The 14,933-nt window shown below is 68.3% G+C and carries 17 protein-coding genes and 1 tRNA gene; 3 read left to right on the top strand and 15 right to left on the bottom strand.

Features of this window, described 5'->3' with window-relative positions; all coding sequences use genetic code 11:
* Positions 1-2: 2 nt before the first annotated feature.
* The 9 genes from EDD27_RS48965 to EDD27_RS48925 all read right to left on the bottom strand — a co-directional run bounded on the left by EDD27_RS48965 (position 3) and on the right by EDD27_RS48925 (position 7,081).
* Entirely contained in the window at positions 3-1,862 is a 1,860-nt protein-coding gene (locus EDD27_RS48965; protein ID WP_241564651.1) for an ArnT family glycosyltransferase, read from the bottom strand.
* Positions 1,863-2,014: 152 nt separating this feature from the next.
* Entirely contained in the window at positions 2,015-2,404 is a 390-nt protein-coding gene (rplL, locus tag EDD27_RS48960; RefSeq protein ID WP_127939577.1) for a 50S ribosomal protein L7/L12, read from the bottom strand.
* A gap of 71 nt (positions 2,405-2,475) precedes the next feature.
* On the bottom strand, positions 2,476-3,000 hold the full coding sequence (gene rplJ, locus EDD27_RS48955) for a 50S ribosomal protein L10 (protein WP_127939576.1): 525 nt from the start codon (positions 2,998-3,000) through the stop codon (positions 2,476-2,478).
* Between the two features lie 252 nt (positions 3,001-3,252).
* Positions 3,253-4,071 (bottom strand): SCO4651 family lipoprotein, encoded by an 819-nt coding sequence (locus tag EDD27_RS48950; protein WP_241564650.1) that lies wholly within the window; start codon positions 4,069-4,071, stop codon positions 3,253-3,255.
* Between the two features lie 437 nt (positions 4,072-4,508).
* On the bottom strand, positions 4,509-5,228 hold the full coding sequence (gene rplA / locus EDD27_RS48945) for a 50S ribosomal protein L1 (protein WP_127939575.1): 720 nt from the start codon (positions 5,226-5,228) through the stop codon (positions 4,509-4,511).
* A gap of 59 nt (positions 5,229-5,287) precedes the next feature.
* Positions 5,288-5,719: a 50S ribosomal protein L11 gene (gene rplK, locus EDD27_RS48940; protein ID WP_127939574.1), complete on the bottom strand. Its 432-nt coding sequence runs from the start codon at positions 5,717-5,719 to the stop codon at positions 5,288-5,290.
* 121 nt (positions 5,720-5,840) lie between these two features.
* Positions 5,841-6,605, bottom strand: a complete 765-nt coding sequence (gene nusG, locus EDD27_RS48935; protein ID WP_127939573.1) for a transcription termination/antitermination protein NusG — start codon at positions 6,603-6,605, stop codon at positions 5,841-5,843.
* 79 nt (positions 6,606-6,684) lie between these two features.
* Positions 6,685-6,930, bottom strand: a complete 246-nt coding sequence (secE, locus tag EDD27_RS48930) for a preprotein translocase subunit SecE (protein ID WP_164904133.1) — start codon at positions 6,928-6,930, stop codon at positions 6,685-6,687.
* Between the two features lie 78 nt (positions 6,931-7,008).
* Positions 7,009-7,081 (bottom strand) — tRNA-Trp (locus EDD27_RS48925).
* Between the two features lie 157 nt (positions 7,082-7,238).
* On the opposite strand from EDD27_RS48925, the gene EDD27_RS48920 reads away from it, so the two are divergent.
* Complete coding sequence (locus EDD27_RS48920) at positions 7,239-8,447, top strand: pyridoxal phosphate-dependent aminotransferase (RefSeq protein ID WP_127939571.1); 1,209 nt, start codon at positions 7,239-7,241, stop codon at positions 8,445-8,447.
* On the opposite strand, the gene EDD27_RS48915 is transcribed toward EDD27_RS48920, so the two are convergent.
* Together EDD27_RS48915 and EDD27_RS48910 are read right to left on the bottom strand one after the other, a co-directional pair.
* Entirely contained in the window at positions 8,427-8,945 is a 519-nt protein-coding gene (locus tag EDD27_RS48915) for a hypothetical protein (RefSeq protein ID WP_127939570.1), read from the bottom strand. The two genes, EDD27_RS48920 and EDD27_RS48915, sit on opposite strands and share 21 nt — an antisense overlap.
* 53 nt (positions 8,946-8,998) lie before the next feature.
* Positions 8,999-9,685 (bottom strand): hypothetical protein, encoded by a 687-nt coding sequence (locus tag EDD27_RS48910; protein WP_127939569.1) that lies wholly within the window; start codon positions 9,683-9,685, stop codon positions 8,999-9,001.
* Positions 9,686-9,792: 107 nt separating this feature from the next.
* Here EDD27_RS48910 and EDD27_RS48905 point away from each other — a divergent pair, with 107 nt between their 5' ends.
* Entirely contained in the window at positions 9,793-10,815 is a 1,023-nt protein-coding gene (locus EDD27_RS48905) for an adenosine deaminase (RefSeq protein WP_127939568.1), read from the top strand.
* Here EDD27_RS48905 and EDD27_RS48900 read toward each other — a convergent pair.
* Entirely contained in the window at positions 10,804-11,718 is a 915-nt protein-coding gene (locus EDD27_RS48900) for a hypothetical protein (RefSeq protein ID WP_127939567.1), read from the bottom strand. The two genes, EDD27_RS48905 and EDD27_RS48900, sit on opposite strands and share 12 nt — an antisense overlap.
* The gene (locus EDD27_RS48895) at positions 11,705-12,244 is read right to left on the bottom strand and encodes an RNA polymerase sigma factor (RefSeq protein ID WP_127939566.1); all 540 of its coding nucleotides are present in this window, start codon (positions 12,242-12,244) and stop codon (positions 11,705-11,707) included. Before EDD27_RS48895 ends, EDD27_RS48900 begins: the two co-directional genes overlap by 14 nt.
* 125 nt (positions 12,245-12,369) lie before the next feature.
* Here EDD27_RS48895 and EDD27_RS48890 point away from each other — a divergent pair, with 125 nt between their 5' ends.
* Positions 12,370-13,107 (top strand): class I SAM-dependent methyltransferase, encoded by a 738-nt coding sequence (locus EDD27_RS48890; RefSeq protein ID WP_127939565.1) that lies wholly within the window; start codon positions 12,370-12,372, stop codon positions 13,105-13,107.
* Positions 13,108-13,137: 30 nt separating this feature from the next.
* Here EDD27_RS48890 and EDD27_RS48885 read toward each other — a convergent pair whose 3' ends face one another.
* Positions 13,138-14,025, bottom strand: a complete 888-nt coding sequence (locus tag EDD27_RS48885; RefSeq protein WP_241564649.1) for a carbohydrate ABC transporter permease — start codon at positions 14,023-14,025, stop codon at positions 13,138-13,140.
* A complete protein-coding gene (locus EDD27_RS48880) occupies positions 14,025-14,900 on the bottom strand; it encodes a carbohydrate ABC transporter permease (protein WP_127939564.1) in 876 nt (291 codons plus the stop codon). Before EDD27_RS48880 ends, EDD27_RS48885 begins: the two co-directional genes overlap by 1 nt.
* Positions 14,901-14,933: the final 33 nt, after the last annotated feature.

Here is a 14,933-nt window from a genome sequence, read left to right as displayed (position 1 = left end):
CATCAGGCCTGGGTGAGGTCGAAGACGGTGGTGCCGCCGACAGTGGTGGCGGTGAAATTCTCCTGGACCCAGGCGGCGATCTTGGCCGCGTCGTCGCTGCCGCCCGTGCTGCGTCCGCCGAAACCGCCCATTCCGGCGCCCAGGAAGTAGTGGATCTTCTTCTCGGCCACGTACTGCTGGAACTGTTCCAGCGTCGGCGCGGGATCGGTGCCGTTGAACCCGCCCACCGCCATGACCGGTTGACCGCTGGCGAGCTGGTAGCCGGCCGCGTTGTTGGAGCCGACGGTCGCCGCCGCCCAGGTGCGGCCGGAGGCGCCGTCCTTCAGCAGCGTGGTCAGCTCGGCGGCCGGGGTGCCGGCGTTGAGCAGCCCGCCCATGCCGCCACGGCCCATCCTGCCCTGCCCGCCGGCGAACGGCCGGCTGAACGCCTGGCCTCCGCCGTTCGGCCGCTGGAACCCGTTGGGGGGCCTCTGGAAGCCACCACCGGGCCCGCCCCCGGTGGACGGCCCGGCCGTCGGGATGGCTCCGGTGTGCGGCGTCGCGGCGGTGTCCACGGCGTACGCGGCCGGCCCCGCCAGGCACGCCACCAGGGCGACCGCCACCACGGCCAGGACGCGGCGGGTCAGCACCATCGCCAGCGCGGCCCCCAGGCCCGCCACCACCACGGCGATCCCCAGCCACGCGTTCCAGTCGGCGCTGCGGGACAGCAGCACGTACGACCACACGGCCGTCCCGGCCGTGACCACGGCGAGCAGCCAGCGCGCGCCCCGTTCCCAGAGCACGGCGACCCCCATGCCCACCAGCACGGCGATGGCCGGAGCCAGCGCCACGGTGTAGTACGCGTGGAAGATCCCCTGCATGAGGCTGAAGACCAGCCCCGTCACGATGAGCCAGCTCCCCCACACCCAGAACGCGGCGCGTACCGGATCGACCCGCGGCGCCCGCCGAGTCAGCCACGTGACCGCGACCAGCAGCACCAGGGCCGCGGGCAGCAGCCACGAGATCTGCCCGCCCGCCTCGGTGTCGAACATGCGCAACCAGCCGGCCTCCTGGTTGAGGTTCCCCAGCCCGCCGTAGTCGGCCCCGTTGAGCCGGCCGATGCCGTTGTAGCCGAGCGCCAGCTCCAGCACGCTGTTGGTCTGCGAGCCACCGATGTACGGCCGCTCCGAGGCGGGCACCAGCGCCACCGCCAGCAACCACCATCCGGCGGCGGCCACCATCGCGGCGCCGGCCAGCAGCAGCTGCCAGATCCGCCGCCAGAACGCCACGGGCGCGGTCAGCAGGTAGACCAGCGCGAACCCGGGCAACACAAGGAACGCCTGCAACATCTTCGCCAGGAAGGCGAACCCGATCGCCGCGCCCGCGAGCACCAGCCACTTGGTCGCGCCCCGCTCCTGGGCGCGCACCACGCAACAGCCCGCGACGGTCAGCAGCAGCACCAGCAGCGCGTCGGGGTTGTTGAACCGGAACATCAGCACGGCCACCGGCGTGACCGCCATGACGGCCGCGGCCAGCAGCGCCGCCCACGGGTTGACCAGCCGGCGCGCGGAGGCGTACACCATGGCCACGGTTCCGACGCCCATCAGCGCCTGTGGCACGAGGATGGCCCAGGAGTTCAGCCCGAACAGCCGCACGCTGAGCGCCATGGGCCACAACGAGGCGGGCGTCTTGTCGACGGTGATCGCGTTCGCGGCGTCGGAGGCCCCGAAGAAGAACGCCGTCCAGCTCTGGCTGCCGGCCTGCACGGCTGCCGAGTAATACGAATTGGCCCATCCTGAGGCGCCCAGGCCCCAGATGTACAGCACGCCAGTGCCCATGAGGAGGGCGGCCAGCGCCCAACGAGACTTAGCTTCGGTAACCACATCCGGCACGCTAGGCAAGCCGTTTGGCGGGGCGATGAAACCCGGATGAGAATCTCCTGAGCCGCGTCGGCACGGCCCAGGCATGCGAAAAGGGGCGGAGACATCCGGCACCAGGATGTCTCGCGCCCCTTCTCAGAAGAGACAGGACCGTCTTACTTCACGGTCACGGTGGCGCCGGCGCCCTCGAGGGCAGCCTTGGCCTTCTCCGCCTGCTCCTTGTTGACCTTGCCGTCGAAGACGTTCTTCGGAGCGCCGTCCACCAGGTCCTTGGCCTCCTTGAGGCCCAGGGACGTCAGGGCGCGGATCTCCTTGATGACCTGGATCTTCTTGTCGCCGGCAGCCTCGAGAACGACGTCGAACTCGTCCTGCTCCTCCTCGACAGCGGCCTCGGCGGGGGCAGCGCCGGCGGCGGCGGCAACCGCGACCGGGGCGGCGGCCTTGACGTCGAAGACCTCTTCGAACTGCTTCACGAACTCGGACAGCTCGAGGAGGGTCATCTCCTTGAACGTGTCGAGCAGCTCTTCGGTGCTGAGCTTCGCCATGATGTTTTCCTTACGTTTAGGACTTGCAGAAAACTAGGAACGGGACCGCGGTAGGTGCGGCAACCCCCGTGTTACTCGCCCGCCTCTTCGCGCTTCGCGCGGAGGGCGTCGGCCAGTTGAGCCATTTGCGTGGGCAGCGCGGCGAACATCGCGGCAGCGGCGCTCTGCTTCGCCTTGAGCGCACCGGCAAGCTTCGCGAGGAGGACCTCGCGGGACTCGAGGTCGGCGAGCTTGGTGATCTCAGTGGCGTTGAGGGCCTTGCCCTCGAGCACGCCGCCCTTGATCACCAGAAGGGGATTGGCCTTGGCGAAGTCACGCAGACCCTTGGCAGCCTCCACGACGTCGCCCTTGACAAAGGCGACGGCGGTCGGACCAACCAGCAGGTCATCGAGACCCGTCACGCCTGCCTCGTTGGCGGCGATCTTGGTCAGGGTGTTCTTCGCCACGGCGAACTTCGCATTCTCACCGAGAGAGGTGCGCAGCTCCTTGAGCTGAGCGACGGTGAGACCGCGGTACTCGGTCAGAACGGCGGCAGCGCTGCCCGCGAACTCGTTCTTGAGCTCGGCAACCGCTGTCGCCTTATCCGGCCTCGCCATGGGCCTCCTTCCAGATGTGCCACCGGCGAAGGCCCCTGAACATGAGAACAGCCCCGGGCGCAGGAGCGCACACGGGGCTCACACACGGATCAACACCATGTGGGAAACTCGTATCACACCTGCGCGGGTCGTCCACATGATGTGGAGCCTTCGGTCGTCAGGTTGTGAGCACCTGACGACGACCGGCGGTCTTCGGCAACGACCAGAGTACGTCCTGGTCGCCGAGTTTCCAAATCGTTCTCCGTCAACCCATCAGTTGGTCGTGCCCTTGGGCAGCTCTCCGACCTGGTCGGCGGGCGGAGTCTCGATGGTCACGGGCTTGTTGAAGTCCTTGAAGAACAGCGTGGCGTCGAGCGTGGCGCCTTCCTTCTGCCCGTTCAGCGCGAGCTTGCGCGGCAGCCCGTCGGCGGCCACCCAGATGTCGAACTTGACGTCCTTCAGCTCGGCGAGGTTCGTACGGGCCTGCTGCTGCTCCTCCGCGGGCAGCAACTGCACGGCCGCGTCGACAGGGAAGCTGCCGCTGTAGTGGGTGGTGTCCTCACCGTTGACGCTCTCGTTGCCGACCGACGTCACGTCCTGCGAGGCCGTGACCAGCTTCGTCACGTTGGCCAGGTCGAACTGCTGGATCTGGGCCAGGTACTGGTTGACCTGGGCGGAGTCGCCCATCTCTGCGAGCGAGACCTTGATCCACGGCTTGGTGGAACCGACCAGGTCCTTGAGCGCCTCGACCTTGACGTAGACGGCGTCGCCCTGCAGCACGGCTCGCACGCCGCCCGGCAGGCTCTTTCCGCCCATGTCGACGGTGTCCAGCGTCAGGTCCACAGCCAGGGGCTGCTTCTGGTAGAGCATCCGCCCCTGCACCCTGCCGTCGCCTTGCTGGGGATGCGTCGCGTTCGCCACCGCGTCGACGGTGTAGCTCGAGACCTCTGCCGTCTTCTGCGCGGCCTGCGCCAGCACTTCGGAGGCCGCCAAATTGACCTGGATGGGCTGGGCAGCCGTGCCACAGCCGGCAACCGAGGCCACCACGAGCGCGGCTCCGGCCGCGGCGAGACTTATCGTGCGCTTCAGCATGTCTTGACCCTACGTTTGCATTCCACGGTCGTAGCGCCTTCCCCGCACAATTAGGGGAAAACCCAGGGTTATCCCCCACAAGCCCTTCACATCATCTTCACAACTCACCATGCGAACGCCTCTGGCCGTCCTGGCCCGCTACGTACCCGGTTTACGCCCTCCGACGCTCGAACGGCCCACAGGCACCACGGGGCCGGCCCACTGTGCGTCGTCACGGCGCCCAGCCACTGAAGGGCTCAGAGGCCGTCTCCCTGGAGGGTCCTCAGCCGGAGTACGGCGACTGGGGTGGGGGCGGCTTGCCGTACAGGATGGAAAACCCACCACAAGAGGAAGAACCCTCGCCACACGCGGAAGCCCCTCACAAGAGGACGAAGAAGACCCCCTGAAGAAGAAAACCCCCGCCCGAAAACGGGCGGGGGATTCCTAAGAGCGAAGAATCAGCTCTCCAGCTCCGCGGTGATGCCACGGGTGACGTTGGGGTCGACCGGGACGCCCGGGCCCATCGTCGTGGAGAACGTGACCTTCTTCAGGTAACGGCCCTTGGCCGCCGACGGCTTGAGACGCAGCACCTCGTCCAGGGCGGCAGCGTAGTTCTCCAGGAGCTCGCGCTCGCCGAACGACGTCTTGCCGATGATGAAGTGCAGGTTGGCCTGCCGGTCGGTACGGAACTCGATCTTGCCGCCCTTGATCTCCGTCACGGCCTTGGCGACGTCGGGCGTCACGGTGCCGGTCTTCGGGTTGGGCATGAGACCACGCGGACCGAGCACGCGGCCCAGGCGGCCGACCTTGCCCATCATGTCCGGCGTGGCCACGACGGCGTCGAACTCGTTGAGCCTGTTGCCCTTGGAGATCTCGTCGATCAGCTCGTCGGCGCCGACGATGTCGGCGCCCGCCTCGCGGGCCGCCTCGGCACGGTCACCGGTCGCGAAGACCAGGACCCGGGCGGTCTTACCGGTGCCGTGCGGGAGGTTGACCGTGCCACGCACGATCTGGTCGGCCTTGCGAGGGTCGACGCCCAGCCGCAGCGCGACCTCGACGGTGGAGTCGAACTTGGTGGTCGACGTCTCCTTGGCGAGCTTCGCGGCCTCGACGGGCGTGTAGAGCTTGTCGCGGTCGACCTTGGCGGCCGCGTCTTTGTGCGCCTTGCTGCGCTTCATTTCTTACTCCTTGTGGTAGACGGGCCTGACGGCCCTCCCACGAACGTCTGGAAAGGGTGTTACTCGGCGACCGTGATGCCCATCGACCGGGCGGTGCCGGCGATGATCTTCTCGGCGGCCTCGATGTCGTTGGCGTTGAGGTCGGGCATCTTCGTCTCGGCGATGCTGCGCAGCTGCTCGCGGCTCAGCTTGCCGACCTTGTCGCGGTGCGGGACCGCGCTGCCCTTGTCGAGGCCGAGGGCCTTCTTGATCAGCTCGGGGGCCGGCGGCGTCTTCGTGATGAAGGTGAAGCTGCGGTCCTCGAAAATGGTGATCTCAACGGGGATGATGTTGCCCCGCTGGGCCTCCGTCGCAGCGTTGTACTGCTTGACGAAGTCCATGATGTTGACGCCGTGGGGACCGAGGGCGGTACCCACCGGCGGCGCCGGGGTGGCCTGGCCAGCGGGAAGCTGGACCTTCACCAGAGCGGCGATTTTCTTCTTCGGAGGCATTTGTCCTTCTCCGGGTCCTGATTGGGATGCTTGTCAGGGCCATCCGATTGCAGCCCTGACATGTCGGAAGGCCGCCCTTCGCGAAGACGGCCAGCCGAACGTCTAAGTGTATGCGATCGCCTTAGATCTTCGAGACCTGGTTGAACGACAGCTCGACCGGGGTCTCGCGGCCGAAGATCGAGACGAGCACCTTGAGCTTCTGCGACTCGGGGCTGATCTCGCTCACCGAGGCCGGCAGCGTGGCGAACGGGCCGTCCATGACCGTGACCGACTCGCCGATCTCGAACTCGACCGTCGGGCCCGCGGTCGTCTTGGCCGCGGCCTTCTTGGTCTCCTCGCTCGGCTCGGGCGCGAGCAGCTTGGCGACCTCGTCAAGGCTGAGCGGGCTCGGCTTGTTGGACAGGCCCACGAAGCCGGTCACGCCGGGCGTGTTACGCACCGCGGCCCAGGACTCGTCGGTCAGCTCCATGCGCACCAGCACGTAGCCGGGCAGCACACGCTCCTTGACCGGCACCTTCTTGCCGCTCTTGAACTCCTGGACGGTGTGCGTGGGCACCTCGACCTGGTAGATGTAGTCCTCCATGTTGAGCGACACGTTGCGGCTCTCGATGTTGGACTTCACGCGGTTCTCGTAGCCGGCATAGGAGTGGATGACATACCACTCGCCGGGCAGGCCGCGCAGCGACTGCTTGAACTCCTCGACGGGGTCGACGTCGGGAAGATCCGAAGCGTCCTCGGCGGCGACAGCCTCGACCTCGGCCGCCTCGTCGCTCTCCGCGACCTCGGCCTCTTCGAGAGCCGCCTCGGCGGCTTCCTCAGTGGCCTCTTCCAGCTCGTCGCCCCACTCCTCGCGGGACTCGTCGGCCGGAATAGAAGACTCGGACACGGTGACTCTTCCTCTTTCGTCTATCGATTGAGCTCGTATCGATGGCGACTCCGTCAGGCCGGAACCGGCGGCGTCTGGATCAGGCTCCGCCGAAAACGCGGAGCACCAGCCATCCCAGGGCGGCGTCGAGGCCGTACACGATGCCAACCATGATCAGAACGAATATCAGAACGACCGTGGTATAGGTGATGAGATCCTTGCGTGTCGGCCAAATGACCTTACGAAGCTCGCCGACGACCTGCCGGTAGAAAAGGGCAGGCGATGTGCGCGTCTTCTTTTCGCCACTGGGCTTGTCGGCGGTCTCGCCGCGAGTGTCGATCGCCACAGTCCTCACCTGAATTCGTCGGTATCCAACGCAGTTTGCGGCGCGCTTACACGCCTATCATTGCGCGGACCGCACTCGCAGGGCACGAGGGACTCGAACCCCCAACCGCCGGTTTTGGAGACCGGTGCGCTACCAATTGCGCCAGTGCCCTATGTCATCAACCAGAGTACCCTGATCGACTCACTGCCTGGACCGAACCGCTCGGCGACATGCGGCGGAAGGACCAGGCGAAAGCATACGGGTGAATGCCCGGTACGTCGAACCCGAACCTGATCGCCCAGGTCACGACCACGTGGGACGATGGACCCATGTCCACCCGACCTCGCATCTCCGCAAGAATTTCCGCGATTTCCGAGTCTGCCACCCTCGCCGTGGACGCCAAGGCCAAGGCGATGAAGGCGGCCGGACGCCCCGTCATCGGCTTCGGCGCGGGCGAGCCCGACTTCCCGACGCCCGGCTACATCGTCGAGGCGGCGATCGAGGCGGCCCGCCAGCCCCGCTTCCACAAGTACACCCCGGCGGGCGGGCTGCCCGAGCTCAAGCAGGCCGTCGCCGACAAGACCAGGCGCGACTCCGGCTATGCCGTCGAGCCGTCTCAGGTGCTGATCACCAATGGCGGCAAGCAGGCCGTCTACGAGGCCTTCGCGACGCTGCTCGACCCGGGTGACGAGGTCCTCGTGGTCGCGCCCTACTGGACGACCTACCCCGAGGCGATCAAGCTGGCCGGTGGCGTGCAGGTGGACGTCGTCACCGACGAGTCCACCGGCTACCTGGCGAGCGTCGAGCGGCTGGAGGCCGCGCGCACCGAGCGTACGAAGGTCGTGCTGTTCGTCTCTCCGTCCAACCCGACCGGCGCCGTCCACTCGCGCGAGGAGACGATCGCGATCGGCCGCTGGGCGGCCGAGCACGGCCTGTGGGTCGTCACCGACGAGATCTACGAGCACCTGGTGTACGGCGACGCCGAGTTCACCAGCATCGCCACGGCCGTCCCCGAGCTGGGCGACCGCGTGGTGATCCTCAACGGCGTGGCCAAGACCTACGCGATGACGGGCTGGCGCGTGGGCTGGCTGATCGGCCCGGCCGACGTGGTCAAGGCGGCCACGAACCTGCAGTCGCACGCCACCTCCAACGTCTCCAACGTCGCGCAGATGGCGGCTCTGGCCGCGGTCTCCGGCGACCTGTCGGCGGTGGGCGAGATGCGCACGGCGTTCGACCGGCGCCGCCAGACGATGGTGCGCATGCTCAACGAGATCCCGGGCGTGTTCTGCCCCGAGCCGAAGGGGGCGTTCTACGCGTACCCGTCGGTCAAGGAGCTGATCGGCAAGGAGCTGCGGGGCCGGCGGCCCCAGACCTCGAGCGAGCTGGCCGAGCTGATCCTGGAGCAGGCCGAGGTGGCGGTGGTGCCCGGAGAGGCGTTCGGCACGCCGGGCTACTTCAGGCTGTCGTACGCGCTGGGCGACGACGACCTGGTGGAGGGCGTCAGCCGCATGGGCAAGCTACTGGCCGAGGCCCGCTGACACGCCTGCGGCGATGTGCCTGATCTGGGGCGCGAGGCCGGGTGTCGCGCCGATGTAGACCGCGGTGCCCGGCCGCTCCAGCCACATGAAGTTACGCAGCCCCCGCTTGGTGGTCCAGCGCAGCGCCGGCCTGCCCTTGTACGCCGTCAGCGTCGACCTGGCGACCAGCGTGGCGAACTGCTCGGCGGTGCGCACGCCGCAGACCACGCCGACGTAGAGGTGCTCGTCGTTCCTGCGCCAGATCAGGCCGTCGACGTCGAGCCGGCGGGCGAGCGAGGCCAGGTGGGCGAACGAGCCCGCACGCCTCAGCTCGGCCGGCACCGCGGCCAGATGCACGTCGGTGTCGCCGCAGGACAACGAGACGGTCTTGCTCCTGGCCGGTTCGGGCGACGACGGCACTGCGGTGGCGGTGATGCCGGTGGGCTCGGGTTCGGGCACCTCACCGGCGCCGCAGCCGGTGAGCGCGAGCACGAGGAGCACTGCCGTCGGACGACGCATCGACCCCCCATGACGTGTGTGGATACCCGGAAGCAAGGGACTGGGAAGGGGTCCTAGTCTCCTACAGGAGCCTTCACGGAGGCGGCAACTGCGACGAGTTCCCCACGGAGGGATTCGCTGACTCTGATCCACGCGCCCGTGCCGACCCGTTCGAGCCAGACGATGACGCGGCCGCCGCTCGGATGCCGGCCGACTGCGGCGGGCCGGCCTCGCACGGTCGTGTCGCGTGCGTCGAGCAGGGTGACCCGGGAGCGGTAGCTCTGCCAGTCCGCCGCCACGATACCGTGCTCGACCTGCACTTCGACGAACCTGTCCGCGGTGCCGAACCTGGCCCAGCCGCCGTCGACGCCAGGCTCGGGCTCGATCACCCCGCCGCCGCTGCGTTCGAGCCCCGCGGGGAGGTAGGTGAGCCAGAAGTCGTCGGAGATCACCGCGAGGGTGGTGGCCCGTGGGTCCGAGACGCGGGTGGGCGCGCCGGCCGCGGCCGCGCTCGGTCCTTTGTCCGACGAGGCAGGCGTGGGCCCGGCTGACGCGGGACGGGCGGCCTCCGCCGGGTTCCCGTCAAGGCGTGCCTCTGGAGTGGCCACGGCCAGAGGCGGAGGCGCCTCCGCTGCAGGGCGGGCTGTGCGCCCGAATCCCGACGAGAACAGCGTGTAGATGACGAGGCCCGTCAGCGCGAACGCCACCGCCGCCGCCGCCGCGCGCCATCCCCGTCCGCGGTCGCGCCCCTGAGGGATCATGCATCGTTGATCCCCGGTTATCGCCCGCCCATCACTTCTCCACCCGGATGCTTTCCGGGAGTAACGCGGCAGCGAGGTGCCTCCAGGTCAAGTGGCAAGATGAACAGATGCCACGGCCCCTAGACGCGCTTCCCAAGGCCCATCTCCACCTGCACTTCACCGGCTCGATGCGGCACACCACGCTGATCGAGCTGGCACGGGAGCAGGGGCTGCACCTGCCCGACGCGCTGGAGCAGGACTGGCCGCCCAAGCTGCGGGCCACCGACGAGCGCGGCTGGTTCAGGTTCCAGCGGCTGTACGACATCGCCAGGTCCGTGCTCAGCCGGCCCGAGCACGTCTACCGGTTGTTGCGCGAGACGGCCGAGGACGAGGCGGCGGCCGGCTCGCGATGGCTGGAGATCCAGGTGGACCCGTCGGGGTACGCCCAGCGTTTCGGCGGCCTGACGGCCACGTTGGAGCTGGTGCTCGACGCCGTAGGGCAGGCGGCCGGGCACGCCGGGATCGGGATCGCGGTGGTCGTGGCGGCGAACAGGACCAGGCATCCGCTCGACGCGAACACGCTGGCCAGGCTGGCCTCCCAATATGTCGGCAAGGGCGTGGTCGGGTTCGGGCTGTCCAACGACGAGCGCCGGGGCGAGGCCAGGGATTTCGAGCGGGCGTTCAGAATCGCCAAACGGGCCGGGCTGATGTCCGTGCCGCACGGCGGCGAGCTGATGGGGCCGCGCAGCGTGGCGCAGTGTGTGGACGACCTGGCAGCGGACCGGGTCGGGCACGGTGTGCGGGCGGCCGAGGACCAGTGGCTGATGCATCGGCTGGCCGACCGGCAGATCTGCTGCGAGATCTGCCCCACCTCGAACCTGGGGCTGGGGGTCGCCCAGGACGTCGCTGACGTGCCGCTGCGGCGGCTGTTCGACGCGGGGGTGCCGATCGCGCTGGGGTCGGACGACCCGCTGCTGTTCGGGGCGCGGTTGCTGCGGCAGTACGAGCTGGCCAGGGAGGTCTACGGCTTCAGCGACGCCGAGATCGCCGAGCTGGCGCGGCAGTCCGTACGCTCGTCCGCGGCGCCGGAGTCCGTGCGCAAGGAGCTGCTCAAAGGCGTGGACGACTGGCTCACCGGCTCATTGGAGTGACGTGGCGATCCTGATGGCCTCCTCCTTGGTGCGGACGCCCTCCAAGCGGTAGTTGATGGTGTCCTGATGCCAGATGAGCGTGGCGGCCGCCTGGCGCAGCGGCACCTCCGTGCCGTCCTCGCGCTTGATGTACCCGAGCGGGTGCTCGCCTCCGAGCCAGAACGCCTGGTACGGGCCGACTTTCACGAAGTCGAGGAACGGCGGGGCGAGCTTCTTGAAGAAGATGGGGTCGATGGCGCCGTCGAACTGATCGAGCCGGACGCCGCCCGGCCAGAACAGCGACACCACCCTGCCGTTGTCGGCGACCGACGCGTTGCTCGGCCGGCCGAGCCCGGATGGCATCTTGACCTCGAACCTCGCCAGACTCTGGACTTCGGGCAGGGAGACGGTGCGCTCGCCGGGCAGGGACGCGGTGGTGGTGACCGGCGGGGGTGTGGTCTCGCTCACCTGGAGCTCGATCCCGGCGAAACGCAGGATCCTCGCGACGGCGGCCCGGCCCTGCGGGGTGGCGGCCGTGATGGCGATGACGACGGCGACCACCGCCGCCACGATCGTCCACCGCCGCCGGCGACTCCGCCGCGCCGGTCTGCGCCCATCGTCCCGCCTCCCCGGCGGCCGGGACCGTGCCGGTCGAACGGGGGTGCTGTAGGGCCCATGCGCCGGATCGGGGCCCGGCGTGCCACCGGAGCCAGGCATGTCGCCGGAGGCGGGCGTGTCGTCGGGCACGTGGTCGACGTCCGGCGCCGGTGTGGCGGGGTCCGATGATGGGCCAGGGGTGGATTCGAGGCGGGCGCGGACGGCGGCGGCCACGTCGGTGGGAGGCGGCGCGGGCACGTCGATGAGCTCGCCGAGCGCCAGCAGCTCCGCCTCCAGCCCATCCTCGAACGGCTCACGCGAACTCATTGCCCACCTCCTCCCTCAACCGGGCCAGCCCGCGGTGTGTGCTGGACTTCACGGTGCCGACCGGCCAGTCGAGCACCTGGGCCGTCTCCGCCTCGCTCAGCTGTAAGAAGTACCGGCAGACGACAGCCTGACGTTCCCGCTCGGGCAGCGCGCGCACCGCCGCCAGCAGCCGAGTTCGCCGATCGGTGGCGACGGCGGTGCCCTCGGGGTCGTCCGGCGCCGCGACGTCGGCGGTCGCGCCGAGCCGGAGCGCCAGCTCGGCACGCCGTCCCCGCGACCGCGTCAGGTTATGCGTCTCATTGGCCACGATGCGCAGCAGCCACGGCCGGAAGGGCGCGTCCCTGCGGAAGCTCGCCAGGTGACGGAACGCCTTGACGAAGGCCTCCTGCACCACGTCCTCGGCTTCGTCCCCCGCACCCAGCATGTACGCGGTACGGTGGGCGAGCGCGCTGTAGCGGGCGACCAGCGCCTCATAGGCCGCTAAGTCACCGTCGAGCGAGCGCGCGATCGCCTCGTCGTCGTCCATGGCGAGTCAGATTCCATCGCACCGAGGGGTCTGCGGGGAAGGGCGTTTCGCGGATCGCGTGACCCCTACCGCCGACAGGGGCATTAGACTCGGGCAATCCATGTGCCCCTTGAAGGAACGGGATTATGTCTTCTGGGTATGACCGTGTAGTACAACCGGCGGCCGGTGACGAGGCCCTGGAGAACCACCTAGGTGGGGACGAGGCCAAGAATTATCGGCAGTACGAGTTCGACATGGTCGCCCCGCATGTCGGCCGCTCGATGCTGGAGATCGGCTCGGGGCTGGGCCACTTCGCCGAGCAGTTCCTGCCGCGCCTGGACCGGCTCGTCGTGAGCGACTTCGACCCCTACTGCGTCGAGCAGTTGAAGAAGCGCTTCGAGGGCCGCGACGAGATCGACGTCCTGCAGTTCGGCCTGCCGACCGACATCCCGCTCGAGGACAAGGTCGACACCGTCGTCATGATGAACGTGCTGGAGCACATCGAGGAGGACGCCGAGGCGCTGCGCTCGCTGGCCCGGGTCACGCTGCCCGGCGGCCGCATCATCATCTGGGTGCCCGGCTACATGCAGCTCTACGGAGACTTCGACCGCAAGGTCGGCCACGTCCAGCGCTACACGCCCAAGACGCTGGCCTCGGCGGTCGCCAAGGCGGGCCTGGACGTCGAGGTGCTCAAGCCGATCAACTTCCTGGGCGGCATCGCCTGGTGGGCGGCGGTGCGCCGGGGCGGCGTGGGCTACCCGGACCCGCGGCTGGTCAAGATCTACGACCGTACGGTGGTCCCGCTGACCCGCCTGATCGAGCGGTTCGTGCGTCCGCCGTTCGGCCAGACGGTGTTCTGCGTGGCCCGGGTCCCGCAGAAGTAAGGCCCAGGGGGAAGAAGCTCCCCCTGGGGTTCACTTGATGGAGCCGGCGGTCAGCCCGCCCACCACCTTGCGCTCGATCAGCGCGAACAGAATGATCACCGGGATGGTGGCGATCACGGACCCGGCGAACAGGTTCTGCCAGTCCACCTGGTATTGCCCGATGAACGAGTTCAGCGCCACGGTGAGCGGCTGGTTCTCGGGCGTCGTGGTCAGGGTCAGGGCGACCACGAACTCGTTCCACGCCGCGATGAACGTGAAGATCAGCGCGGTGATCACGCCCGGCATGGCCAGCGGCAACGTGATCCGGAACAACGCGCCGAAGCGCCCGTTCCCATCGATGAACGCGGCCTCCTCCAGCTCGCGCGGGATCGAGGCGAAGTACGCGTTCAGGATCCACACCGCGAACGCCAGGTTGAACCCGCCGTTGACCAGGATCAGCGACCAGACCGAGTCCACCAGCCCGAACTGGAAGAACTCGCGGTAGATGCCGACCAGCATGGCCGTGGGCTGGAACATCTGGGTGATCAGCACGAGGATCAGGAACGCGGTGCGCCCTCTGAAGTGGTGCCGGGCCGAGTAGTACGCCGCCGGCAACGCCACCAGCAGCACGAGGATCGTCGACCCGGCGGCCACCTTGATCGTGACCCAGAGGTTCCCGGCCAGCCCGCTGGTCCAGAAGTTGGTGAGGTTCGACCACACCCACTCCTCGGGCCAGAACGTGACGTCACGCAGCGAGTCCTGGGCCCGCAGCGAGGTGAGCAGCATCACCACGTACGGGAACAGGAACACGAACGCGATGACGTACGCGCTCGCCGCGATGACCACGGTCTTGAGCCGCGGCATCCGGCGCGGGGCGGCGCCGCGCGGCCTGGCGTGATGGCGCGGCTTGGCCTGCGGCGGCATCGTGTTGACGGCCATCACGCCACCTCCTTGTTCCACCGGGACACCCGAAGGAAGATCAGGGTCAGCACGATCACCATGCCGAAGTTGACGACGGACATGGCGGCCGACTCACCGATGTCGGAGCCCTTGAGGATGAACATGAGGATCGTCGAGGTGGCCGTCGAATAACCGGGCTGCCCGTGCGTCATCGCCCAGATGATCGGGAAGCTGTTGAAGACGTTCATCACGTTGATCAGTGCCGCCACGGTGAGCGCGGGACGCAGCAGCGGCAGCGTGATCGACCAGTACGTACGGAACCGTCCGGCCCCGTCCATCCTGGCCGCCTCGTAGACGTCGCCGGGAATCGTCGCCAGCCCGGCCAGCAACGCGTACGTGGTGAACGGCACCGACACGAAGACCGCCACGAACACCAGCCACGGCATCGCGGTGGAGGCGTCGCCGAGCTGGTCGGCCGCCGCCCCGCCCATGGCGTCGATGAGCCCGAGCTTCAACCGGATCTGGTTGATCACGCCGACCTCGGGGTCGAGCATCCACTTGAAGATGATCGCCGTCATCAGCACCGAGGCCGCCCACGGAGCGATCAGTGCCCAGCGGGCGATCTTGCGGCCCGGGAACCGCTGGTTGAACAGCTGGGCCAGGGCCAGCGAGATCAGCACGGTGAGCGCGACGACCGCGACCACCCAGATCACGCTGCGGACCATGATGTCGGCGAAGTCCTTCTCGCCGAACAACTTCTCGTAGTTGGCGAACCCGTTGCCGCCCTGGACCACGCCGAACCGGCTGATCTTGAGGAACGACGACCTGATCATCTCGATCACGGGCCAGAGCACGACGACGGCGATGAGCACCACGGCGGGCCCGACCCAGGCGAGGGGTTCAAGGGCGCGCAACCTTTTCAATGCAAAGCCTTCCGTGAAACGGAC

Source organism: Nonomuraea polychroma, from assembly GCF_004011505.1.
GTDB lineage: Bacteria > Actinomycetota > Actinomycetes > Streptosporangiales > Streptosporangiaceae > Nonomuraea > Nonomuraea polychroma.
The sequence above is the reverse complement of the archived record's forward strand: the minus strand, read 5'-3'. Positions and strand labels throughout refer to the sequence as shown.

Bases quoted from the DNA above. Each gene is read 5' to 3' on its own strand.
- EDD27_RS48920 (WP_127939571.1), top strand. From the start codon at position 7,239: ATGTCCACCCGACCTCGCATCTCCGCAAGAATTTCCGCGATTTCCGAG.
- EDD27_RS48900 (WP_127939567.1), bottom strand. From the start codon at position 11,718: ATGAGTTCGCGTGAGCCGTTCGAGGATGGGCTGGAGGCGGAGCTGCTG.
- EDD27_RS48905 (WP_127939568.1), top strand. From the start codon at position 9,793: ATGCCACGGCCCCTAGACGCGCTTCCCAAGGCCCATCTCCACCTGCAC.
- rplJ (WP_127939576.1), bottom strand. From the start codon at position 3,000: ATGGCGAGGCCGGATAAGGCGACAGCGGTTGCCGAGCTCAAGAACGAG.
- EDD27_RS48915 (WP_127939570.1), bottom strand. From the start codon at position 8,945: ATGCGTCGTCCGACGGCAGTGCTCCTCGTGCTCGCGCTCACCGGCTGC.
- EDD27_RS48950 (WP_241564650.1), bottom strand. From the start codon at position 4,071: ATGCTGAAGCGCACGATAAGTCTCGCCGCGGCCGGAGCCGCGCTCGTG.
- EDD27_RS48885 (WP_241564649.1), bottom strand. From the start codon at position 14,025: ATGGCCGTCAACACGATGCCGCCGCAGGCCAAGCCGCGCCATCACGCC.
- EDD27_RS48895 (WP_127939566.1), bottom strand. From the start codon at position 12,244: ATGGACGACGACGAGGCGATCGCGCGCTCGCTCGACGGTGACTTAGCG.
- rplL (WP_127939577.1), bottom strand. From the start codon at position 2,404: ATGGCGAAGCTCAGCACCGAAGAGCTGCTCGACACGTTCAAGGAGATG.
- rplA (WP_127939575.1), bottom strand. From the start codon at position 5,228: ATGAAGCGCAGCAAGGCGCACAAAGACGCGGCCGCCAAGGTCGACCGC.
- EDD27_RS48910 (WP_127939569.1), bottom strand. From the start codon at position 9,685: ATGATCCCTCAGGGGCGCGACCGCGGACGGGGATGGCGCGCGGCGGCG.
- EDD27_RS48890 (WP_127939565.1), top strand. From the start codon at position 12,370: ATGTCTTCTGGGTATGACCGTGTAGTACAACCGGCGGCCGGTGACGAG.
- rplK (WP_127939574.1), bottom strand. From the start codon at position 5,719: ATGCCTCCGAAGAAGAAAATCGCCGCTCTGGTGAAGGTCCAGCTTCCC.